Source organism: Amycolatopsis oliviviridis, assembly GCF_014654365.1.
GTDB lineage: Bacteria > Actinomycetota > Actinomycetes > Mycobacteriales > Pseudonocardiaceae > Amycolatopsis > Amycolatopsis oliviviridis.
Map to the genome: position 1 here is coordinate 311,922 of NZ_BNAY01000010.1, position 22,649 is coordinate 334,570.

Below are 22,649 nucleotides of genomic sequence, written 5' to 3' on the forward strand. Positions count from 1 at the left end.
GGTTCCCGGCACGGATCCGCACCGGCGGTCCGGGAATCCCCGAGGAGACGTGCATGAGCCCAGCCGGCCGGACCCCGTACAACATGGTGACACCCCGGGACGACGCGCCGATTCCCGGGGAGCGGGACGGGCTCGTCGGACCGGGCTGGAGCTGGGCGGCGTTCTTCACGCCGTGGGAGGACGGGCGCCCGGCGCCCAGGTACCGGTGGACACTGTTCGACACCGCCGCCCACGCCGTCGAAGACCTCCGCCGCTGCCTCGACGACGGCAGTGTCGGCAGGCGCGGCGCCCTCTGCTCGTCCGTGCTCCGCAAGCGCGGCGCGCCCACGGACCTGGTGCTGTGCGACGCCGCGGAGTGGGCGTACGTCGTCCACGAAGTCCGTACCGGGGTACACCTGGCCGACGCCGCCGACACCTACTTCGCGCGGTGGCGCCGCGACATGACGGGACATCGCTTCACGATCGTCAACGCCGGCGTGCCGACTGTCTGGTGAGGTCCAGACCTTCCAGCGCGAGCGCGCGTTGCTGGGGGTCCCCGTCGGGTCCGAGGGTGGTGAGCACCCATTCGAAATGCTCCCGCGCGGCGACCGGATCGCCCGCGGCGAGATGGGTACGGCCGAGCCGGTTGCGGATCTCGGACTCCATCCCGACGATCGTCTCCTCGGTGACCGCCGTGAGCGCCCGCCGCTGGAGTTCGAACGCCGCGTCGAGGTTCCCGAGTTCCAGTTCCGCGGCGCCGAGCCGGGCGAGATCGGTCGCGATCAGCAGGCCGTCCGTGGTCTCCTCGGCGAGTTCGAGGGACCGCCGGAGGTCCAGCGCGGCTTCGGCGAATCGGCCGATTTCGAGGCGGACGGTGCCGCTGTGGCACAGCACCCTCGCCAGCATCCCGGGACTGCCGATCTCTTCACTCAGGTCACGGGCACGGCCGAGGTGGACGAGCGCGTCCTCGTGCTCACCCCGCAAATAGGCGAGATAGCCGAGCGCGGACATCGCCCGTTCGGCGATCCACCTGTCCCCGGCCTCGTCCGCCATGGCTATCACCCGTTCCATCCCGGGGATCGCACGTTCGTGATGCCCCTCGATCAGGTCCGCCATGGTGAGACCGCCGAGCGCCCGCGCCTCCACCCCGCGGTCACCGGAGGCCTGGCCCGCCCGCAACGCGTCGCCGAACCAGCCTCTCGCCCGGTCCAGCTGCCCTTGCATGGCGTAGGCGTAACCGAGGCAGAACCGCAGCGACGAGATCAGGCGTTCGTCCTCGGCCTGTTCGGCCAGCGGCAGCGCGACCTGCAGCGCCGTCCGGCATTCGTGGTACCGCTGCTGGCGCGCGAGATAGTCGACCAGTCCCTCGGCGATCGAGCACGCGAGGCCGTCCAGCCCGGCTTCGGCCGCCTGGGTGACCACATCGGGCAGATCCCCGGCGGCGTCCAGCCAAGCGGAAGCGTCGCGTTGCCCGGTGAACGGTCCTCGGCCCGACTCGACCGGGAACCGCGCGACGCCCCATTCGCTGGCCTGGCGGGCGGCACTGACGTACAGCCCGTACACCCGTTCCCGCGCCGCTTCGACGACGTCCTCGGACATCTCCCCGGCGAGCCGCCGGGCGTAGACCGCCACCAGGTCGTGCAGCCGGTAGCGCCCGCTCGCCGGTTCCTGCACGAGGCTCGCGTCGACGAGACTTTCCAGCCGCCGCTCGGCTTCGGCGGGCGAGCAGTCCAGCAGGGCGGCCACCGAGAGCCGGTCGAATTCGGGCGTCGGTGACAGGCCGAGCACGCTGAACGCGTTCTGCTCGGCGGGCCGCAGCTGCTCGTACGACAGGCGCAGCGCCACCTCGACGCTGCGGTCCTCGGCGGTCAGTTCGCCGAGCCTGCGCTCGTCGTCCGACATCCGGTCCACCAGGTCCTTGAACGTCCACATCGGACGGTTCTGCAGCCGGGCACCCGCGATCCGCAGCGCGAGCGGCAGCCGCCCGCACAGTCCGGCGAGCGCGCGGACGGCGAACCGTTCGCCCTCCGCCCTCGGCGCGCCCACGATCCGGCCGAGCAGCCGTTCCGCCGCTTCGAGACCCAGCGCACCGAGGGAAACGCGGCGATCGGCGTCCAACCCGGACAGCCGACGGCGGCTGGTCACCAGCACGCGGCTGCCCGGCCCGGACGGCAGCAGCGGCCGCACCTGCCCGGCGGACCCGGCGTTGTCGAGCACCAGCAGCAGCCGCAGGTTCGCGGTCGCCGCCCGCCATGACGCGGCCAGTTCGTCGAGATCGTCCGGCATCGCGCCGTCCTCGACGCCGACCGCGCGCAGCAACCGCCGCAGTGCGCGTTCCGGCGTCACCGGCTCACGGCCTTCGGTGTAGCCGTGCAGGTCCACGAACAACGCACCGTCCGGATAGGACTCCCGGAGCCGGTGGGCGGCGCGGACCGCGAGCGTGGTCTTCCCGGCACCGGGAACACCGTCGACGGCGTCGACCGAGACCGCCTCCGGATCGCCGTCCTCGACGAGCACCGCGAGTTCCCGATCCCTGCCGACGAGTTCGCCGTTGGTGGCGGGCAGTTCGTTGCGGATCCGGCGCGGCGTCTCCCGGCGCTGCGTGACGCCGAGCTGCGCGTCGTCCCCGCGCAGCACCGCATCCTGCACCTGCCGCAGTTCTTCGCCCGGCTCGACGCCGAGCTGGTCCACCAGCCGCTCGCGGACCTGGGTGAACACCTCCAGCGCCTCCGCCTGCCGCCCGCCGCCGTAGAGCGCGCGCATCAGCAGCGCGGCCAGCGGCTCGCTCGGCGGGTCGGCCGACACCAGCGCGGACAGTTCCCCGATCACCTCGTCGAACCGGCCGAGTTTCAGCTGTACCCGCAGTTTCCGGCTCAGCAACAGCAGCCTGCGCTCCTCCAGCCGTCGCCGCTCGCCCTGGACGAACGCGCCGGGCAACCCCGTCAGCGGCTCGCCGTGGAACAGCCGGAGCGCGTCGGCGAAGGTGTTCACCGCGGCGACGAGATCCCCCGCCTCTTCGGCGGCCGACGCGACACCCGCGACCTCTTCAAGCCGCGACACGTCCAGCCGCACCCCGCCGCTGGCGAACCGGTAGCCACCGCGGTCGGAAACGATCACCGAGTCACGGGGCTTCTCCCCCGAGGTGTCCAGGCATTGCCGCAACCGCCGGACGTACACCGGCAGCACGTTCGACTCCGGTGGCTTTTCCCAGAGCCCGTCGGTGAGTTCGTGGTGGCTGACGGTCACGTCCGGGCGCAGCAGCAGCGCGGCCAGCACGGCCTGCTGCCGGACCGGACCGAGGTCCAGCCGTTTCTCCCCGTGCCAGGCCCGCAACGGGCCGAGCACCTCGAAGCGAAGCCGCGAGTCGGACATGATCCCCCCGTCGTCGATCATCAGCCCGGCACCACGATCCCGTGATCGAACGCGTAGACGATCGCCGCCGCCCGGTCCCGCAGCTGGAGTTTGGTGAAGATCCGGCCGATGTGGCTTTTCACGGTCACCTCCGAGATGACGAGTGCCGCGGCGATCTCGGCGTTGGTCAGCCCGCGGCCGATCGCGCGGAGCACGTCCTGTTCCCTCGGTGTCAGCAGTTCGGGTGACCGGCCGCCGCTGCCGTTCCCGGCGGCCTGCCGGTAGGCCGCGAGCACCCGGCCGGTGACCCCGGGGTCGAGCCACGCGTCGCCCCCGGCGACCGCCCGCACGGCGCGGATCAGGTCTTCGGCGGGGGAATCCTTGAGGACGTAGCCCGCGGCACCCGCCCGCAGCGCGTCGGCGAGGAGGCTGTCGTCGTCGAACGTGGTCAGCGCGAGCACCGGCGGATGCCCCGCCGTCCGCCGCAGCCGCCGGGTCGCCTCGACCCCGTCGACGTTCTTCATCCGCAGGTCCATCACGATGACGTCGACCTCGTGCGCGGCCAGCGCGGCGGGCACTTCCGAACCGTCGCCGCATTCCCCGGCGATGACGAACCCGTCGCGACGCCTGAGGATGCGCCGCAGCCCGGACCGGACGAGTTCCTGATCGTCGACCAGCAGGACCTGGATCTCCGCGGCGGTCATGACTTGACTCCCGGCACGGTGACCTGCACGATCCACTGCCTGCCCTGGGGCCCGGCGGTGAGGTCGGCGCCGAGCTGGGCCGCGCGGACGGCCATCCCCGCCAGCCCCGAGCCGTCCTCGGCGGTGCCCCGGGCAGTCCCGGCGAGGGTGTTGGAGACGATGAGCTTCACACCCGACCGGCCGGCGTTCACCCGGACCTCCGCGTTCGCGCCGGGAGCGTGCTTGACGACGTTGACCAGTGATTCCTGCACGATCCGGTAGAGACCCAATCCTTCCGAGGCGCCTACCCGGCCGAGGTCGCCTTCCTGTGTATAGCGCACCGCCAGTCCGGCGACCCTGGTGCGTTCCACCAGCGTCTCGATGTCCTCGATCCCCGGCAGCGGAGCGCTGCCCGCCGGGGTGTCGGCGAGCAGGCCGACCGTGCGGCGGATGTCGGCCATCGCCGCCCGTCCCACTTGTTCGGCCTCGGTGAGCGCTTCGATCGCCTCGTCGACGTCGCGGTCCTGCTGCAGCGCGTGCCGGGCCCCGGTCAGGTGCAGCAGCGTGATGCTGAGCGAATGGCCGACGACGTCGTGCACTTCGCGCGCGATCCGCTGGCGTTCGGCGAGCAGGGCCTTTTCCCGGAAAGCGTCACGGTTGTCGCGTTCGGCGTCCAGCACCCTGGTGTACCAGCGGACCATGAGCCCGCCGCTGAGACCGAGCAGGATCGCGACCATGTACACGGGCCCGCCGATCAGCCCGCCCCAGATCCCCGCCACGACCAGGACCAGTTCACCCGCGACGGTGACGACCGCGATCCCCCACGTCGTCCGCAGGACACTGCCCGCTTCGGTGGCCGCGACCAGGAGCAGCAGCGGCGCGAAGTCCGGGAGGACCGGCTCGATGAGCAGGACCGAGGCGGCGGCGATCAGCGCCGTCATGCGCACCCACGGCATGATCCAGTCGGTCGTCACCCAGATCACCGACGGCGCGATCACGAGCAGACCGGCCAGTGCGATCGGCTCGGGCGGCAGCAGGGCGTCCCGTTGGATCAATGCGACCGCGGTGAACACGAAGCTCACCGCGCTGGCGCACAGCGCCCCCCACCAGGGCAGGCTCAGTCCGGCCCGGGTGAGACTGACCTGCACCCGTGCCCGGAACCGGTCCAGCAAGATCTCCAGCACGCCATAAGACTAGGAAGTGCCGGGAGGCGCGTCATCGTGCGGCGGGCGGCACCCGTCTCCGCCCACGGTAGGAGGCCGATCCGATACCGGCCGGGGAAACCGGGACGCGCTCACTCCTGGCTGAGCGCGACCCACTTCAGCTTCTCCTGTTCCCGTTTCGGCAGGCCCGCGACGACGAGGTCGTAGGAGTCCTCGACCATCTCCCGGACGAAGTCGTCGGTCAGCGAACCGTCCAGGCTGACGGTGTTCCAGTGCTGCTTGTTCATGTGGTAGCCGGGGACGATCTCCGGATGTTCGGCGCGCAGCCGGACCGCGACGTCGGGCTCGCATTTGAGACTGATCCGCAGCGGTTTCGCCTTGAGCGGGCTGAGCGCGAACATCTTGCCCGCGACCTTGAACACACTGGAGTGCTCGTCGAACGGGAACTCCTCACGGGCACCGGGGAAGCCGAGGCAGAGCTTCCTGAGAGCGGCAGGCTTCATGGCATTCAGCCTAGGCCGCCCCACCGACAGAAACCTGTCCTGTCGTGCGCATTGACCGTCTGTCGGTGATTCACTGACGATGGATGGAGCCGACTGGGTGGAGGCGGAACATGCGCGTGAAACAGCTCGCGGTGGCGGGGATCCTGCTGCTGGGTGTCGTCCCCGGAGTCGCCGCGGCGGCCCCGGGAAGTCCAGGTCCGGGTCCGGGTCAAGCGGAGAGCACGGCCGCGAACGGCTGGGTGGGCACCTGGGCGGCGGCGCCCGCGGCCGGGGTGGCCGGGACCGAGAACGGCTACCCGAACTTCTCGATCCGCAACATCGTGCACACCAGCGCCGGCGGGCACGAGGTGCGCGTGCGGCTGTCCAACGCCTTCGGCCGGACGCCGGTGCTGTTCGGCAAGGTGACCGTCGCGGTCGCCGCCGGCCCGGACACGCCGCAGGCGGTCCCCGGCACGATGCGCACGCTGACCTTCGGCGGCGACCGTGAGGTCACCGTGCCGCCGGGCGCCGACATCCTCAGCGACGGCGCGGCACTGACCGTGCCGAGGGACGGCGACCTCCTGGTGACCACGTACACGCCGACGCCGTCCGGTCCGGTCACCTACCACCCGCTGGCCATGCAGAACTCGTACTTCACCCGGAACGGCGACAAAGCGGCCGACGAGTCGGCGGCGGCCTTCCCGGAGAAGACCGCGGTCTGGCACTACGTGTCCGGAGTGGACGTCCGCGGCGCGGGGCTGCGGGGCAGTGTGGTGGCGATCGGCGACTCGATCACCGACGGGGCGAACTCGACCTGGGGCGCGAACCTGCGCTGGCCCGATCAGTTCGCCGACAAGGTCAGCGCGCGCCTGGGCGTGCTCAACGCCGGGATCAGCGGGAACCGGCTGCTGCTCGACGGCGGCAACTACGGGGTCAACGCGCTGGCCCGGCTCGATCGGGACGTGCTGAGCCAGTCCGGCGCGCGGACGGCGATCGTGTTCGAGGGCATCAACGACATCCAGCAGACCCCGCACCAGGCCGATCCGAACAAGATCATCTCGGCGCTGAAGCAGATCGCCACCCGGGCGCACGATCGCGGTCTGCGGGTGCTCGGCGCGACGATCACCCCGTGGAAGGGCTGGGGCTCCTACACTCCCCAGCTCGAAGAGACCCGGCAGGCGGTCAACCGGTTCATCCGCACCAGCAGGCTTTTCGACGGATACATCGACTTCGACGCGGTGATCCGCGATCCCGCCGACCCGCAGCGGATGAAACCCGAGTTCGACTCCGGCGATCACCTCCACCCCGGGGACAAGGGCTTCACCGCCATGGCGGACGCCGTCCCGCTCCGGCAAATCAGGTAGGGACCAAGGGCTGCGCCAGGCGGTTCCGTGGGGCACGATGAGCTGATGGCGATCAGGAATGACTAGCGGCGACAGCGGGATCCAGGAGACGGCGCGGCTGGTCCGGTTCGCCGAACACGAATCGCGCGCGGAGACGCTCCGGGCCCGGCTGGCGGATCTCCACGGCACGATCCGGCTCGCGAAGCGGACGTCGAACCTGTTCCGGGCGCGGACGGCGACCAGCACACCTGGTCTGGACGTCTCGGGGTTCACGCACGTCCTCGACGTCGATCCCCTGGCCCGCACGGCCGACGTCGAGGGCATGGTCACCTACGAGCAACTCGTGGACGCGACCCTGCCCCACGGGTTGATGCCGATGGTCGTGCCGCAGCTCAAGACGATCACGCTCGGCGGCGCGGTCACCGGCCTCGGCATCGAGTCGTCGTCCTTCCGCAACGGCCTCGTGCACGAGTCGGTGCTGGAGATGGAGTTGCTCACCGGCGACGGCCGGATCGTCGTCGCGCGGCCGGACAACGAGCACAGCGAGCTGTTCCACGGCTTCCCGAACTCGTACGGGACGCTCGGTTACGCACTGCGGCTGAAGATCGAGCTGGAGCCGGTCAAACCGTACGTGCGGCTCGACCACGTCCGGTACGACGACCCCGAGGAGTACTTCGCGGCGCTCGGCGAGGCCTGCCGTGACGGATCGGCCGATTTCGTGGACGGAACCGTCTTCGGGCCGGGCGAGCAGTACCTGACGCTGGGCACGTTCACCTCGTCGGCACCCACGACCAGCGATTACACCTGGCTCGACATCTACTACAAGTCGATCCGCACGCGGAAGACCGACCATCTCGACGTCCGGGACTACCTGTGGCGCTGGGACACGGACTGGTTCTGGTGTTCGCGGGCGTTCGGCGTGCAGCGCCGGCTCCCCCGGCTGCTGCTGGGCAGGCGGCTGCTGCGGTCGTCGGTCTACTGGAAGGCGGTCGCGCTCGACCGCCGGTTCGGGATCGCCGCGAAGCTCCTCAAGCTGCGCGGGCTTCCTCCCGAAGAGACCGTCGTGCAGGACATCGAGGTGCCGCTCTCGCGAGCCGCGGAGTTCCTGGACTTCTTCCGCCGGGAGATCCCGATCAGCCCGGTGTGGATCTGCCCGCTGAAGCAGCGTCCGGGTGGCGTGAACTCGCCGCTGTACGAAATGGACCCCGGAACGCTGTACGTCAACTTCGGCTTCTGGTCCGCGGTACCGCTGGACCCGGGCGAGGCCCCGGATACGCACAATCGGCTGATCGAGGCCGAAGTGACACGACTCGGCGGGCGGAAGTCACTGTATTCCGACAGTTTCTATACGGAAGAAGAGTTCTGGCGGCTGTACAACGGCGACGCCTACCGGAAACTGAAGACGGCCTACGACCCGGACGGCCGACTCCTCGACCTGTACGCGAAATGCGTGCGGCGGCGGTGACCCGGGCGGGGAAGAGAGACGAGCATGGCTGAGACGACGACCGTCGGGAAGATCTTCGAGCGGTTGCTCGGCCCGAGCGCCGAAGTGTCCATCACCGCCTATGACGGCAGCACGAGCGGCCCGGCGGACGCGCCGGTGTCGATCCAGGTGCGGTCACCGCTGGCGCTGACGTACCTGATGTCCTCACCGGGAGATCTCGGACTCGCGCGCGCCTACGTCGCCGGCGCGCTCGACGTCGACGGTGATCTCTACTCGGCGCTGCGCGCCCTCGTGGCCCAGGTCGATCAGCTCAGCCCCGCGGACCGGCTGTGGTTGCTGCGCAAACTCGGCCCCACGCACCTGCGCCGCGTCGCCCCGCCCGCCGAGGAGCTGCCGAGCAGGCTCAAGCGCACCGTCGACGGGTTGCGGCACTCGAAAGCGCGGGATAGCAACGCGATCTCGAACCACTACGACGTCTCGAACCGGTTCTACGAACTGGTGCTCGGCCCGTCGATGGCCTACACCTGTGCCGCGTACCCGTCCGCCGAAGCGTCGCTGGAGGAGGCGCAGGCGCACAAATTCGACCTGGTGTGCCGGAAACTCGGCCTGCGGCCGGGGATGCGGTTGCTGGACGTCGGCTGCGGCTGGGGCGGGATGGTCGAGCACGCCGTCCAGCACTACGGCGTCGAGGCGCTGGGTGTCACCCTCTCGCGCGAGCAAGCCCAGTGGGCGCAGAAGGACATCGTGACCAAGGGACTCGCGGACCGGGCCGAGGTGCGGCACCTCGACTACCGCGACGTCACCGAAACGGACTTCGACGCCGTGTCGTCGATCGGGCTCACCGAGCACATCGGCGCGCGGAACCTGCCGTCGTACTTCCGTTTTCTCGCCGGGAAACTGAAGCCGCACGGGCGCATGCTGAACCACTGCATCACCAACCCGGACGCCTCCGTGGCGCACCGTTCGCGCGGATTCATCGACCGGTACGTCTTCCCCGACGGCGAACTGGAATCCGTCGGCGAGATCGCCACCGCGATGCACGACAGCGGCCTGGAAGTGCGGCATTCGGAGAACCTCCGCGAGCATTACGCCACCACCCTCGGCGCCTGGTGCGCCAATCTCGACGCGAACTGGGACGAGGCGGTCGCCGAGGCGGGCGCCGGGCGGAGCCGGGTCTGGGCGCTGTACATGGCCGCGTGCCGTCTCGCCTTCGAACGGCGGGAGATCGAACTGCACCAGGTGCTCGGGGTGAAGGTCGGCGCGGACGGTGACGCGGGCATGCCGTTACGGCCGGATTGGGGCGTTTAGCTTTCAGTGGCGAAAGGCTTCGGCGAGCCACCACGAACCGCCGTCGTCGGCGATCTTGGCGTCGACGACGAGCGGCGCGTCCCGTGGTCCGCCGAGCCATTCCTTGACGGCGGCCAGATCCTCCACCGACCGCACGGTGACGCCGTCGCAGCCGCACCCGCGGCCGATCGCCGCGATGTCCGTGTCGGGGAATCGGACCGTGGTCATGTCCGCTTCGCCGAAGTGGTGGATCTCGGCGCCGTACGCGGCGTCGTTGTAGACGACGACCACGAGCGGGATCCGCAGCCGCACGGCGGTTTCCAGCTCGGAAACCGCCATGTGGAACCCACCGTCACCGACGCCGAGCACCGGCAGCCGCTCCGGTCGCGCCAGCGCCGCGCCGATCGCCGTCCCGAGTCCGAGCCCGATGCTCTGGAACGCCTGTGTGAAGCAGAAACCGTTCTCGTCGGGGACGGACAGGTACGCGCTCGGGTAGCCCATGAAGTTCCCGGAGTCGATCGAGAGCACGCGTTCGGTGGGCAGGAGCTCGTCGAGACGGCGGCTGAGCGTGCGCGGATCGATCCTCCCGTCGCCGGATAGGTCGTTATACGGGACGTCGTTCCACCGTGTGTTCGTGGGGACTTCGCGGCTCGCGTGGTGGCCACGCCTGCCGAGTTCCGCGTGGACGTCGGCGGCGGTGCTGGTGACGTCGCCGACGACACCGAGGGCGATCGGCCGGTGCGCGCCGAGCCCGGACTGGTCGACGTCCACCTGGACCAGCCAGGCGCCCGGGCCGAGCAGCTTGCCGTGCCGGGTGGTCCACATGTTCAGCGCGCAGCCCCAGCCGATCACGAGGTCGGCGTTCGCGATGAGGTCCGCCGCCCGCGGTGACGAAAAGCCGCCCGAGATCCCGACCGAGTAGGGGTCGTCGTGGAAGAGGCCGTGCGCCACGGCGGAGGTCGCCAGCAGCGCGCCGGAGACCTCCGCGAGCTCCTTGAGGGGTGCGGCGCTCGCCCGCGCGCCGCGGCCGGCGATGAACACCGGCCGCCGCGCTCCGGCGAGCAGGTCGGCGAGTTTCGCGACCGCCTCGGCGTCCGGCCTGATCGGCGCGGGCCCGCGGATCTCCGGTATCTCGACCGCGTGGGGCGCTTCCTGGGCTTGGACGTCGAGAGGGAGGTTGAGGACGACGGTCCGGCGTTGCTGCACTGCCGTCCGGTACGCGCGGACGGTGTCGGCGACCGCGGTGGGCGCGCCGTGGACACGGTCCGGCACGGCGCCGACGGCGGTCGCGAGCGCGTCCTGGCCGATCCGGAAGTTCGACAGCACCGAGGACGCCGGTGTCCCCGGTCAGGACGATCATCGGGGTCCGGCTCTTGGCCGCCTCGGTGATCCCGGTGAGCGCGTTGGTCAGCCCGCAGCCCTGGTGGACACTCAGGACCGACACGCGGCCGCTCATCCGCGCGTACGCGTCGGCCATACTCGCCGCGCCGCCCTCGTGCCGCGCGGCGACGAACCGCACTCCGCCCGCGCGCAACCCGTTGGTGGCCTCGAAGTTGCCGCTGCCCACCACCCCGAACGCGGCACCGACGCCGAGTTCCGCCAGCGTCCGGCCGACCAGTTCGGCGACGTTCATGCCCGCTCGACCAGCGCGTAGACCCGGGCGGGACTGCCGGAGCCGCCGACGATCGGCAGCGGACTGACGACCAGCAGGGATCCGGTGGCCGGCAGGCTCGCGAGGTTCCGCAACTGGGTCAGGCCGTGTTTTCCCGCGCCCAGAAGGAGTTCGTGGCAAGGGAACGCCGGTTCGAGGGCCAAGGCCTGTCCGGCGTCGGTGCCCACGGTCTCCACCCCGAACCCGGTGATCGGTGCCTCCTCCGCGAGCCAGCGGGCGCACTCCGCCGAGACACCCGGCGTATGCGGGCCGCTCTCGTCGTTGTTGAGGAAGGCCTCCTGGTCGTGCGATCGGGCATCCCACCCCGTGCGGTAAAGCAGCCAGCCGCCGTCGGGCAGCGGCCCGTTTTCGCGCTCCCACTCGCGGATGTCCTCGACGGAGAGCAGGAAGTCCGGGTCCTCGGCCGCGCGGGCGGACGCGTCGAGCACCACGGCCGGGGCGACCAGCGTGCGCAACGGCACCTCGGAGACGTCGTGACCGTCCTTGCCCGACACCCAGTGCACGGGGACGTCGAGATGGGTCCCGGTGTGCTCGCCGGTGTGGATGTTGTTCCAGTACCAGCGCGGCCCGCGTTCGTCGTAGCGGCTGATCTCCTCCAGGCCGAACGGGATCGTGTTCGCGAACGGCTCCGGCAGCTGGAGGATCGGCGTGTTCTCGCTCAACGGGGCGGTGAGATCGACGACCTCGATCGCGCCGGTGGTGATCGCGGTGTTCAGCTGGGCCAACAACGACATGCGTGCCTCCCGGAAGTGACTGGCGTCTTGGTCACCTTAGGCCTGTTCACGGAGTGGCGGAATTGTCGGACGTCGCTGATAGCTTGCGTCGCGGACTCACGCGAAGAGAGGAGCACATCAGTGGCAAAGGTGGCACTGCGGCCGGTCGAGGATTCGGACCTCGACGCCCTGTTCGACCAGATGCGTGACCCCGAGTCGGTTCGGATGGCCGCGTTCATCGCCAGGGACCCCGAAGATCGCGAAGCGTTCGACGCTCATATGGCGAAGTTGAGGGCTTCTCAGGACATCGTCCTGCGCGCGGTGACCGGTGACGGGCTTTTCCTCGGCACCGTAGGCAGTTTCGTCGTGGAGGGCGACGCTGAAGTCACCTACTGGATCGACCGTTCGGCTTGGGGACGCGGAATCGCCACCCAGGCCCTCGCGCTGCTGCTCGACATCGTCAAGGTCCGTCCCTTGTACGCCCGCGCCGCCAGCGACAACCTCGGATCGCTTCGGGTCCTGCAGAAGGCGGGCTTCACGATCATCGGCACCGAGAACTCCTACGCGGCCGCGCGGGACGCTGAAATAGAAGAAACCGTTCTGCGCCTCGGCTAGTTTCCTTACGGCCGAAGATCATCTTCGGACAGTTCTCGCTGTTTTTGAGGGCAGACTCATGGCGGCGATGCACTGGGATCGGGCAGCGTGGTTTTCGTATCCAGGGTTTCGTATCCGGCAGATGCCTGGGTACAGGACACAGCCGGATCACCACGAAATTCAAGGAGAGTGAGACCTTGACGGTCATGCCGCGCGGTAGTCGTCAGCCGGCATCGTGAGCCTGAGCGGTTCAGGTGGCCGGTTGAGCTCGACCGGCCACCTGAAGCGCTCGGGCACGGTCGGACACGCGTTGCGGAATGCCCTGCCGACAAGCCCTGAAATCGCCGCCGCTGAACTCAACGACCGGCCACGGCAGACACTGGGGTGACTCAAGCCGATCGAAGCGTTCAGCAAATGGCGGCTACTGAAATCGCGTTCGCCAGCGACGTGTTCGGATCTGGCCTTGATTGGTCGATCACGACCGGTTTTCGGACGAGCAGACGATCAAAATCCTGCGGCGGGTGCAACGAACCATCGGCAGTGCGCTACATCGTCAACGTCGCGATGGTTGAGCCTCCCAGCGGTCAGCAATCATGCCCATCTGAAGCGCTCAGCCACAGCCACACCGCAAACGAGGGCAGCGGCCACGCCAACTATCTGGCGTAGATGCCAAGTATTGCCTTTCGTCACAGTAAAGTACCACTCCTGAAACCGCCGAGAATACTTTTCATATTCGCACACTTGTTCGATAGCTGGTATTCTTACGGGGTGTCCAGTCAACGAATCCTCGAACCGCCGCAGGAGCTGTGGCGTGCCGGTGCGCGGGAGCTCGCGCACGGCGTGGTCGAGCGATTGTCGTTGGCACGCCAGGCTTTGGCCGAGATCGGGCAGTTCCTGGTCGAGATCGAATCCCGGGGTCCGATGGAGCTGTTCGGGCACGGATCGACCGCGGGCTGGTTCGCCGAAACCGCCCGGATCAGCCCCAAGGAAGCAGGTGCCACCGTGGCGCGGGCGGTGGCGGTGAACGAGGGCCGGAATCTGGACGGCACCCCCGCGCCCGCTTTCGCACCGATAGCGGGCGCCGCCGCGGCCGAGGGAGATCTCGGCCATCAGCAGCTGGATCCGATCCTCGCCGTGCTCAAGAAGATTCCCGCTGAGGCTTCGGAGGAAGACAGGTCCGGGGCGGAACAGATCCTGGTCAACCTCGCCCGCAGCGCCGGCCCGCACGAGATCAGCAAGATCGGCGCGGAACTCCTGGCCCACCTCGACCCCGACGGCAACGAGCCGAAGGACGAAGACCTCAAACCGCCGTCCCGCGAGGTGCATCTCCGGAAACGCGACGACGGCTGGTGGAGACTCAACGGTCTCCTGGACCCCGAATTCGGCGCCAGAGCCAACGCCCTGTTCGAGACCTGGGGACAACGAAGACCCGTCGACGAGGACGGTAACCGCGACCCTCGCACCCCCGGTGAACGCCATGGCGACGCGCTCTTCGACGCGATCCACTACGCGATGACCAACGACAAAGCACCGACCCTCTCCGGGGACCGCACCACCATCGTCGTCACCCTCCCCCTGGAGACCCTGACCTCAGGACTCGGATCCGCCTGCGTCGACGAAGTCACCCAGATCACCGCTCGCCACGCCCGGATGCTGGCCTGCGATGCCAAGATCATCCCCGCCGTACTCGGCTCCGAGAGCGAACCCCTCGACATCGGCCGCGCCGCCCGCACCGTCACGCCAGGACAACGACGGGCCTTGAACCTCCGCGACCGCGGCTGCGCGTTCCCTGGCTGTCAAAGGAAACCCAAGCACTGCGAAGCGCACCACATACTCCCGTGGGGCGAACTCGGCGACACCGACCTCGGCAACCTGTGCCTCCTGTGCCGCTACCACCACATGGTCATCCACGGACAATCCGGCTGGAAGGTCCGCCTGGCCGCCGACGGCAGGCCCGAGTTCGTCCCGCCGCAGTACCTGGACCCGCTACAGAAGCCGCGCTGCAACAACAATCGCTGACCCCGAGGAGCCCGCCACCACCACCGGCGACGGGCCCTTCGTCATGCCCACGTTCAGTTGAACCAGGTCCCGAACATCGAACTCTGCGACCGCCCCTCCAGCCGCTTCCCGAGATCGACGGCCTGCGCCTCGGTGAGCAGGCAGATGTAGTCGGTGACGGCCCGAGCGCACCGAGCCTCCTTGTTCTTCTCGAAGGTTCCCTTGGCCTCGTCGTCGCGCTTGATGTCGCGGTAGATCGTGCGGAGCTGAATCGGGATCTTCGGGCTGGTCGGCGACTTCGCCAAGCACGTGAACAAGCGATCGAAGAGGGAGCCGATGATCCTCTTCTGACCTTCCTGGTGGATCGCCAGTGGCGGCCGGTCGATCACGTAGAACCAGGTGAGTTCCTTCAGCGCGGCGACCCGGTACTGGCTGTCCTGGTCCACCTCCACATAAGGAGGTTCATCGAGGAGCCGGACCGCCTTCACGAACCGGGTGAGATGCCTGCTGGTGATCTTGTTCATCCGGACCCGATTCTCACGGGTCTCCCAGAACTGTGACTCGAGGCTCCTGCCGAACTCCTTGACGATCACATCGATCTGCTCTTGAAAGCGATACTCGTTGAACCCTTTGAGCTTCTTCAGACGGCGATGACCGTGCTCGAATATTCGCTCCTTGTCGACCTCCAGGTGATGCAGGGGGATCAAGCCCGCACGGAAGTAGTCCTCGAGGTCATGGGTCGCGTAGCTGATGTCATCGGCCCAGTCCATCAAGATCGCGTTCGCGGATCTCAGCTCGCCGAGGCTGGATTTCCTTGCCCAATCGAAGTCGGTCAACTCCGTCTGATAGGCACCCCATTTCTCGCCATGGCCACGGTCGGTCCACAAGGCCGTTGACTTGGCCGAATCACGTGGCTTGAGGCGCGGGTACTTGAGGACCGCGTTCAGCGTCGCCCGAGTCAGGTTGAGACCCATGTGCTCTTCCTTCCGCCGCGCGAGTTTCGTCACCACCCGGAAGGATTGCGCGTTCCCCTCGAAACCCTCCAGCCCGCTGACCTGGGCGAGGCGCTGGTCGAGGACCTCCTCGGCGATGTGCCCGAACGGCGGATGCCCGATGTCGTGCACGAGTCCCGCCGTCTCGACGACATCTTCATTCAGACCTGAGCCGTCCGGGAATCCCGCCTCACTGGATTTATAGCGCAGGTGCTGTACGAGTCTTCGGCTCATCTGCGCGACTTTCAGGCTGTGCGTGAGCCGGTTGTGCAGCACCAACTGCTCATTGACGGCAGCCACCTGCGCCACTCCGGCGAGCCGCCGGAACGCGGACGAGTACAGAACCCGGTCCCGATCCCGCTGATACTCGTCCCGATATGCCTTCTTCTTGCGCGCATCGTGGCGCCGAGCAGTTCCGAACGTCCCCTCCGACATGGTCGCCTCCTCGTCGTAGCTCCAAGAGCCTTGAAAAGAAGGCGGACCATGCCGGGAAACCGTTAACGGCTCCACCAAAGCGGCGAAGCCATCGGTACTGGTTCGCGACCGAACCGCAACCCGGGGTCAGTCCAAGAACACCAGGTCCAACCCCCGCAGCCGGTCCTGGTCCGCGATGACGTCGATCTCGGTGATCCGCCCGTCTTCGAACGAGAACGCGAGCACTACCGAAGGCCGGCCTTCGTCGGCCATCACGAGGCCGACGCCGCCGTTCACCAACGCGAGCTGAGTGACAGCCGCCCGCACCGAAGCGGCAGCCGCACCACGGGCGACGACAGACGCGCCCCGCAGGAAGACCGGCGTGCGCGACGGTCCTGCCGCCTTGTCGGCGCGGAGGACGACGTCGGGGTGGAGCAGTTCGAGGAGTGCTTCGAAGTCCCCGCCGCGGGCCGCGGCCAGGTAGGCGTCGACGACCTGGCGCCGTCGCGCGAGGTCCGGTTCCGCGGCGGCGGAACGGCCTTGGACGCGGCGCCGCGCGCGGCTCGCGAGTTGCCTCGCGGCGGCCGGGGTGCGGTCGATCAGCGGGGCGATCTCGTCGAACGGTACGGCGAACATGTCGTGCAGGACGAACGCCAGCCGTTCGGCGGGGGCCAGGGTATCCAGGACCACCAGCATCGCGAGCCCGACCGAGTCGGCGAGCACCGCGTCGGCGGCGGGATCGGCCGAGGAGTCGGCGGGATCGGAGAACGCGGCGTCGAGCGGTTCCTCCTGCCGGTGGTCACGCGAGCGCAGCACGTTGAGGCACACTCGCGCCACCACCGTCGTGAGCCAGCCGCCGAGGTTCTCGATCTCGGACGCGTCGGTCCGGTCGAGCCTCAGCCACGTGTCCTGGACGGCGTCCTCGGCCTCGCTGGCCGAGCCCAGCATCCGGTACGCCACCGCCCGCAACCTGACGCGGTGCTCCTCGAAACGTTCCGTCAGCCGATCCACCGCACTCCTCGCTCCCGCAGAACCCCGCTCACATCTAACAGCCACCCAGATCGTCGGTGAACCGCACGCCCGACGAGCGGTAAGCGGCGGCCCGGTCCGCGGCCGCCTGCGGCGTGAGGACCTCGTTCTTCGCGTAGTAGACCCAGTCGACCTGTTCGAGGTAGGTGCTCGTGCCACCGGAGTGCTGGGTGAGGTCGATGAACCACTGGTTCACGTTCAGGGACATGTCCTGCCGCGGATACACGTCGAACGGCCCGCCGCGGTCGTGGTCGGCCACCAGCGCGCCGTCGATGTAGTACCGGACGTGGCCGTCGGACACGGTCGCGGCGACGGAGTGCCAGCCGTCGATGCTGCGGCGCTGGCTGTCGCTCTTGTTCTCGGCGTACCACGGTTCCGGCGTGTAGGTGTGCCAGCTGGTCTGGAAATTGACCGGTCCTGTCTCGCCCCAGCCGCCGTTCGGCAGATACTCGGAGAAGTCCAGTTCGCTGTAGATCGGGTCGTTGTCGTAGCGGAGCGGGCTGATGGTGAAGAACGTCTGGTTGATCCTGTCCCCGTCCGGGCCCGACGCCGGCGCGTCCGAGAAGCGGATCCGCGCCGCGTAGGTCCCTTCGAAGAACCGCCGGTCGGGCTGCATGATCTCGGTCTGCGTCGTGCCCGCGGGCGTGCCGTCGGTGGTGGAGGCGAGTTGCAGCACCTTGTCCCCGCCGGACGTCGGGAACGTGATGCCTTCCGGAGCCCACCGCGCGCCGCCGACGCCGGGGCCGCCGGCACCGGAGCGCACTTCCCAGCCGTGCTGGGAGAGGAGACCGTCGGTATGCGAGCTGTAGTGGAAGTCGTCGAACAACGCCCCGCAGGCGGCCGCCCCTGCCGCGGTACCCGGCGCCATCCCGAGGGCGGCCACCGACAAGGCGGCGACGGCTACGAAGCGAAACTTCCCCGGTGCAGACATCGTCGTCTCCTTTACCACTGGTCAGTTTCTACCAAGGTCTCCTCCCGAACCGGTAAAGTCAATAGGTCTAGACAACTTGTCCACCAGCCAATCGACCCTGACCACTGGGTAGGCTGCGGCCATGCGGCGAACAGAGGTCAAGGAACGGCTGCGCCAGCTCATCGAGCGGCGGATGCCGGGCGAGTTCCTGCCTTCGGAACGCGCGCTGAGCACCGAAATCGGCGTCTCGCGCCCGACGCTGCGCGCCGCGATCGACGAGCTGGAACGCGACGGTCTCGTGGTCCGCGAACACGGCCGGGGCACGTTCACCGCGCCGCGCAAGATCTCCCAGGACCTCCTGCCCGCCACCGGCGGAGAGCAGTTCGCCCCGCCCGCCGAGGGTGAATGGAGCAGCCGGGTGATCGACTTCGCCACCACCCCGGCGGGTGCCCGGCTCGGCAAACGGCTCGAGGTCTCCCCCGGCCACACGCTGGTGGCCGTCACGCGCGTCCGCGTCGTCGAAGAGGCGCCGATGGCGATCGAGCGGATCCTGGTCCCGCGCGATCTCGTGCCGGACATCACGCGCGCCGGCTTCGAGACCGGCTCGTTCTACGAGTTGCTCCGCACGCGATACGAGGTCGTTCCCGCGACGGCCGTGCAGGTCATCGAACCCACCGTCACCGACGCCGACGAGTCCGGCCTGCTCGGCGTCCCGCTGCACTCCCCCGCGCTGCTGTTCGAGCGCACCACCCGCGACGCGGACGGCCGCGTGATCGAGTACACCCGCTCGATCTACCGGGGCGACCGCTACCGGATCACCTCGCACCTCAAGTTCGACCACACCTCCGGCTGACTCCGGCGTGCCGGGGCCGCCCGCCGGAGCGGCCGTGTAAGACTCCCGGGCGATGTACACCCCGTCCGATCTCGCCGATCTGCTCGAATGCGAGCACCGCAGCCTCCTGACCCAGGCGCTGGCCGCCGGCCTCCCGGGAGCGCCGCGGCCGGGCTCCGGGCCGGATCAGCTGGCCGTCACGCACGGGCGTGCGCACGAGGCCGCGACGCTGGACAAGCTGCGCGGCGAGCGGAGCGCCGTCGTCGAGATCGACGAACGCGACCCGGTCGTCGCCGCGAAGGCCACCGAGGAGGCGCTGCGGGCCGGTGCCCCGGTGATCTACCAGGCGGTCTTCCACGACGGCGAGTTCTCCGGCCGCGCCGACTTCCTGATGCGGGACGACGAGGGCCGCTACGAGGTCTACGACACGAAGCTGGCCAGGCACGCGAAGCCCGCCGCGGTGGTCCAGCTGACCGCGTACGCCGACGCCCTGCGCCGGGCGGGCTGGCCCGCCGGTCCGGAGATGCATCTGCTGCTGGGCGACCACAGCACTCGTTCTTTCCGCGTCGACGACTTCCTCCCGCTGGTGGACCGGCTCCGCGCCCGGCTGGAGAATCGGCCGCCGACGTTGCCGGTCCCGATCTGGGCCGACGAACGGCCCGCCTGTGGCGGCTGCTCCTTCTCCTCGCACTGCGCGAGCGCCCGCGAAGCCGACCGCGACCTTTCGCTGGTCGCGGGCATGCGCGGTGACCAGCGGCGCAAACTCGTAGCCGCGGGTCTCGGCACCATCGACGCGCTCGCGGCGGCCGCGCCGGAGGACCGGCCGCGCGACATCTCGGTGACGTCGTTCACCACGCTGCGCGCCCAAGCCGCGATCCAGGTCCGGCAGGACGACACCGGGCGGATCGCCTACGAGATCATCGATCCGGACGCGCTGGCCGAACTGCCGCCGCCCGCGCCCGGCGACGTCTTCTTCGACATGGAAGGCGACCCGTACGCGCTGGCGGGCGAGGGGCTCGAATACCTCTTCGGCGCGGTGACCGCCGAAGAGGACACGAAGTTCACGCCGTTCTGGGCGCACAACCGGTCACAGGAGAAGCGCGCCTTTGAGGAGTTCGTCGACTTCGCCACCGCGAGGCTCACCGAACATCCCGGTTCGCACGTCTATCACTACGCCCCGTACGAGGTCACCGCGATCAAACGGCTCGCCGCCGTGCACGGGACCCGCGAGGACGCCGTCGACCATCTGCTGCGCAGCGGTGGCCTGGTGGATCTGTATTCCGTGGTGCGCAAGGCACTCCGGGTCTCGCAGCGGTCGTACTCCATCAAGTACCTCGAACCGCTCTACATGCCCGAAGCCCGCGACGGCGACGTCAAGACCGCGGTTTCGAGCATCGAGGCCTACGAGGAATACCTGACGCTCACGGCCTCCGGCGAGACAGCGCACGCGGACGAAGTGCTGCGCGGGATCAGCGACTACAACGAGTACGACTGTGTCTCCACGCTGCGGCTGTTCGAGTTCCTCCACAAGATCCGGGTGGACGAAGGGATCGCGCTCGCCGAGCCGCCCGAAGAGTCCGATGTGGACGCTCTGCTCCGCCAGACCGAAGAGGACGTCGCGGCCCAGAAACGCGCCGAACGCGCGGCGCAGCTGGCCGCGCTGGTCGATCCGCTGCTGGACGGGCTGCCCGACGATCCGGCCGAGTTCACCGGTGAGGACCGCGCCCGCGCGCTGCTGGCCGCGTCCGTCGGCTACCACCGCCGTGAGACGAATCCGGCGTGGTGGGAGTACTTCCGCCAGCTCGCCGCCCCGCTCGGCGATCTGGAGACCGACAACGCCTGCACCGTCCCGGTGGCCATGGAGGCCGGGGAATGGGTGCCGCCGTCGGGCCGGGTCCGCAAGGCGAAGCGTTCGCTGAGCCTCCGCTGCGACCCGGACCGGCCGCATCCCTTCGCCCCCGGCGACGACGTCCGCCTCCGCTACGGGGCGGCCGCGCGGGACGCCAAGGTCGTCTCGGCCACCGCCGTCGAACTGACCCTCGAAGAGAGCTGCCCGCCGGACGAGACGACCGCCGACCGGCCGGTCGCGGTGCTGCCCGGCAGCCCGGTCCGGCCCTCGCCCAAGGACGACGCGGTCGCGGATCTCGCCCGGCTCGTCGTCGACACGCTGCCGGTGCTGCCCGCCCATCCCGGCGTCGATCTGCTGCGCCGCACGACGCCCCGGCTGCGCGACGACCGGACGCTGCCCGAGCCCGGGCCGGATCTGGTGAGCACGGTGATCGAGGCCGTCGAGGCGCTCGACGGCTCCACGCTCGCCGTCCAGGGCCCGCCCGGCGCGGGCAAGACGTACCTGGCGGGGCGGCTGATCGCGAAGCTCGTGCGCGCGGGCAAGACGATCGCCGTCACCTCGACCAGTCACAAGGCCGTGGAGAACGTGCTGTCCGCCGCGCTGAAGAACGCGCCGGACCTGCCGTGCGCGAAACGCGCCAAGCGGACCCCGGATCCGTCCGCGCCGTGGGAGCAGCCGAAGACCAATCCCGCGCTGGTGAAATGGCGCGAGGAGCACGACACCGGCCATCTGGTCGGCGGGACCGCGTGGACGTTCGCGAACGCCGCGATCCGCGAGGAGCCGTTCGACCTGCTGATCATCGACGAGGCGGGCCAGTTCGCCCTCGCCGACGCGCTCGCGGTGTCGATGTGCGCCAAGAACCTCCTGCTGCTGGGCGATCCGCAGCAGTTGCCGCAGGTCGTGCAGGGCACGCATCCGGCCGGTGCCGAGGCGTCCGCGCTCGGGCATCTGATCGGCGAGGCCGACATCATCCCGGCCGGGCTCGGCTACTTCCTCGACGAGACCCGCCGGATGCACCCCGCCGTCTGCGCGCCGGTCTCGCGGCTGTCCTACGCGGGCCGCCTGCACTCGCATCCCTCGGCGGCCGAACGGGCGATCGACGGCGTCGAGGCGGGCCTGTACCTCGCCGAGGTCGACCATCACGGCAACACGACGCGGTCGGTCGAGGAGGCCGAAGCGGTCACCGCCCTCGTGGCCGAACTCCACGGGCGCGCCTGGACCGATCACGGCGAGCCGCGCCCGCTCGGCGACGAGGACATCCTGGTCGTGGCGCCGTACAACCTGCAGGCCCGGGTGGTGGCGCGCGCACTGGACCAGGCCGGATACCCCGGCGTGCGGGTGGGCACCGTGGACCGGTTCCAGGGGCAGGAGGCGCCGGTGGTGATCACCACCATGACCTCGTCGTCGGCGGTCGATCTGCCACGCGGCCTGGACTTCCTGCTCTCCCGCAACCGGCTCAACGTCGCGCTTTCGCGGGCGCAGGCGCTCGCGATCGTGGTGTGCTCACCCCGGCTGGTCGAGGCGGACATCCGCACAGTCGACCAGATGCGGCTGGTTTCGGGCATGCTCGGGTTGATGACCGAAGCCGTGCCGTGGCACGCAGGACGGAGTGGACGATGACCGAGAACAGCCCGGACAAGAAGCCGGAGATCCTCGACGCCGAGATCGTCGAGGACACCCCCACCCCACCGGTCGAGGTCCCGGAGCCGGATTACAGCGAGTCGGGCGTGCCCTCGTTCGACCACGTGCGGGACCGGATCGAGCAGCGGTACACGACCTCGATCGGCTCGACCGAGCTCGCGGGCCTCGGCGGCAAGGAGGACGTGGCCTCGCTGGACAAGAAGATCGCCGACCGCGACAAGGCCGCGAAGGACAAGCTGGCCGAGATCCGCCGCGCGATGCGGGAGCAGTGAG

17 protein-coding genes and 1 pseudogene are annotated in these 22,649 nt (G+C 69.3%); 9 read left to right on the forward strand and 9 right to left on the reverse strand.

Annotation, left to right across the window (positions count from 1 at the left end; genetic code table 11):
• The first annotated feature begins 53 nt into the window (after positions 1 to 53).
• Entirely contained in the window at positions 54 to 494 is a 441-nt protein-coding gene (locus tag IE302_RS35505) for a hypothetical protein (protein ID WP_191258822.1), read from the forward strand.
• On the opposite strand, the gene IE302_RS35510 is transcribed toward IE302_RS35505, so the two are convergent.
• The 4 genes from IE302_RS35510 to IE302_RS35525 form a co-directional block, all read right to left on the reverse strand.
• The gene (locus IE302_RS35510) at positions 466 to 3,372 is read right to left on the reverse strand and encodes an AfsR/SARP family transcriptional regulator (RefSeq protein ID WP_191258823.1); all 2,907 of its coding nucleotides are present in this window, start codon (positions 3,370 to 3,372) and stop codon (positions 466 to 468) included. The genes IE302_RS35505 and IE302_RS35510 overlap by 29 nt on opposite strands.
• Positions 3,372 to 4,034, reverse strand: coding sequence for a response regulator transcription factor (locus IE302_RS35515; RefSeq protein WP_191258824.1), 663 nt, complete (start codon positions 4,032 to 4,034; stop codon positions 3,372 to 3,374). The genes IE302_RS35510 and IE302_RS35515 overlap by 1 nt, the downstream gene beginning before the upstream one ends.
• Positions 4,031 to 5,197: a sensor histidine kinase gene (locus tag IE302_RS35520; RefSeq protein ID WP_191258825.1), complete on the reverse strand. Its 1,167-nt coding sequence runs from the start codon at positions 5,195 to 5,197 to the stop codon at positions 4,031 to 4,033. Before IE302_RS35520 ends, IE302_RS35515 begins: the two co-directional genes overlap by 4 nt.
• Before the next feature lie 110 nt (positions 5,198 to 5,307).
• Positions 5,308 to 5,679, reverse strand: a complete 372-nt coding sequence (locus IE302_RS35525; protein WP_191258826.1) for an MmcQ/YjbR family DNA-binding protein — start codon at positions 5,677 to 5,679, stop codon at positions 5,308 to 5,310.
• 110 nt (positions 5,680 to 5,789) lie between these two features.
• Here IE302_RS35525 and IE302_RS35530 point away from each other — a divergent pair, with 110 nt between their 5' ends.
• Genes IE302_RS35530 through IE302_RS35540 form a run of 3 tightly spaced genes read left to right on the forward strand, consistent with a single transcriptional unit; the run spans position 5,790 to position 9,753 of the window.
• Positions 5,790 to 7,022, forward strand: a complete 1,233-nt coding sequence (locus IE302_RS35530; protein ID WP_191258827.1) for an SGNH/GDSL hydrolase family protein — start codon at positions 5,790 to 5,792, stop codon at positions 7,020 to 7,022.
• 58 nt (positions 7,023 to 7,080) lie between these two features.
• Entirely contained in the window at positions 7,081 to 8,466 is a 1,386-nt protein-coding gene (locus IE302_RS35535; RefSeq protein ID WP_191258828.1) for an FAD-binding oxidoreductase, read from the forward strand.
• Positions 8,467 to 8,490: 24 nt separating this feature from the next.
• Positions 8,491 to 9,753 carry a class I SAM-dependent methyltransferase gene (locus IE302_RS35540; protein WP_191258829.1) on the forward strand — a complete coding sequence of 421 codons (1,263 nt, stop codon included), beginning with the start codon at positions 8,491 to 8,493 and terminating at the stop codon, positions 9,751 to 9,753.
• Positions 9,754 to 9,756: 3 nt separating this feature from the next.
• On the opposite strand, the pseudogene IE302_RS35545 reads toward IE302_RS35540, so the two are convergent.
• Both IE302_RS35545 and IE302_RS35550 read right to left on the reverse strand, forming a co-directional pair.
• Positions 9,757 to 11,365 (reverse strand): annotated as a pseudogene (locus IE302_RS35545) (thiamine pyrophosphate-binding protein).
• Positions 11,362 to 12,138, reverse strand: a complete 777-nt coding sequence (locus IE302_RS35550) for a cyclase family protein (RefSeq protein WP_191258830.1) — start codon at positions 12,136 to 12,138, stop codon at positions 11,362 to 11,364. Before IE302_RS35550 ends, IE302_RS35545 begins: the two are co-directional and overlap by 4 nt.
• 120 nt (positions 12,139 to 12,258) lie before the next feature.
• Here IE302_RS35550 and IE302_RS35555 point away from each other — a divergent pair, with 120 nt between their 5' ends.
• Positions 12,259 to 12,732, forward strand: coding sequence for a GNAT family N-acetyltransferase (locus IE302_RS35555; RefSeq protein WP_191258831.1), 474 nt, complete (start codon positions 12,259 to 12,261; stop codon positions 12,730 to 12,732).
• A gap of 747 nt (positions 12,733 to 13,479) precedes the next feature.
• Entirely contained in the window at positions 13,480 to 14,730 is a 1,251-nt protein-coding gene (locus tag IE302_RS35560) for an HNH endonuclease signature motif containing protein (RefSeq protein ID WP_191258832.1), read from the forward strand.
• A gap of 53 nt (positions 14,731 to 14,783) precedes the next feature.
• Here the strand turns inward: IE302_RS35560 and IE302_RS35565 are convergent, their stop codons facing one another.
• From IE302_RS35565 to IE302_RS35575, 3 genes are all read right to left on the reverse strand, one after another.
• The gene (locus IE302_RS35565) at positions 14,784 to 16,136 is read right to left on the reverse strand and encodes a deoxyguanosinetriphosphate triphosphohydrolase family protein (protein ID WP_191258833.1); all 1,353 of its coding nucleotides are present in this window, start codon (positions 16,134 to 16,136) and stop codon (positions 14,784 to 14,786) included.
• Between the two features lie 126 nt (positions 16,137 to 16,262).
• Entirely contained in the window at positions 16,263 to 17,126 is an 864-nt protein-coding gene (locus IE302_RS35570; RefSeq protein WP_191258834.1) for a sigma-70 family RNA polymerase sigma factor, read from the reverse strand.
• A 34-nt stretch (positions 17,127 to 17,160) separates the two neighbouring features.
• Positions 17,161 to 18,075, reverse strand: coding sequence for a glycoside hydrolase family 16 protein (locus tag IE302_RS35575; RefSeq protein WP_191258835.1), 915 nt, complete (start codon positions 18,073 to 18,075; stop codon positions 17,161 to 17,163).
• Between the two features lie 121 nt (positions 18,076 to 18,196).
• On the opposite strand from IE302_RS35575, the gene IE302_RS35580 reads away from it, so the two are divergent.
• From IE302_RS35580 to IE302_RS35590, 3 genes are read left to right on the forward strand one after another with little or no spacing between them, the layout of a single operon-like run.
• Positions 18,197 to 18,907, forward strand: a complete 711-nt coding sequence (locus tag IE302_RS35580) for a GntR family transcriptional regulator (protein WP_191258836.1) — start codon at positions 18,197 to 18,199, stop codon at positions 18,905 to 18,907.
• Positions 18,908 to 18,959: 52 nt separating this feature from the next.
• Positions 18,960 to 22,355 carry a TM0106 family RecB-like putative nuclease gene (locus IE302_RS35585; protein WP_191258837.1) on the forward strand — a complete coding sequence of 1,132 codons (3,396 nt, stop codon included), beginning with the start codon at positions 18,960 to 18,962 and terminating at the stop codon, positions 22,353 to 22,355.
• Complete coding sequence (locus tag IE302_RS35590; protein ID WP_191258838.1) at positions 22,352 to 22,648, forward strand: hypothetical protein; 297 nt, start codon at positions 22,352 to 22,354, stop codon at positions 22,646 to 22,648. The genes IE302_RS35585 and IE302_RS35590 overlap by 4 nt, the downstream gene beginning before the upstream one ends.
• Position 22,649: the final 1 nt, after the last annotated feature.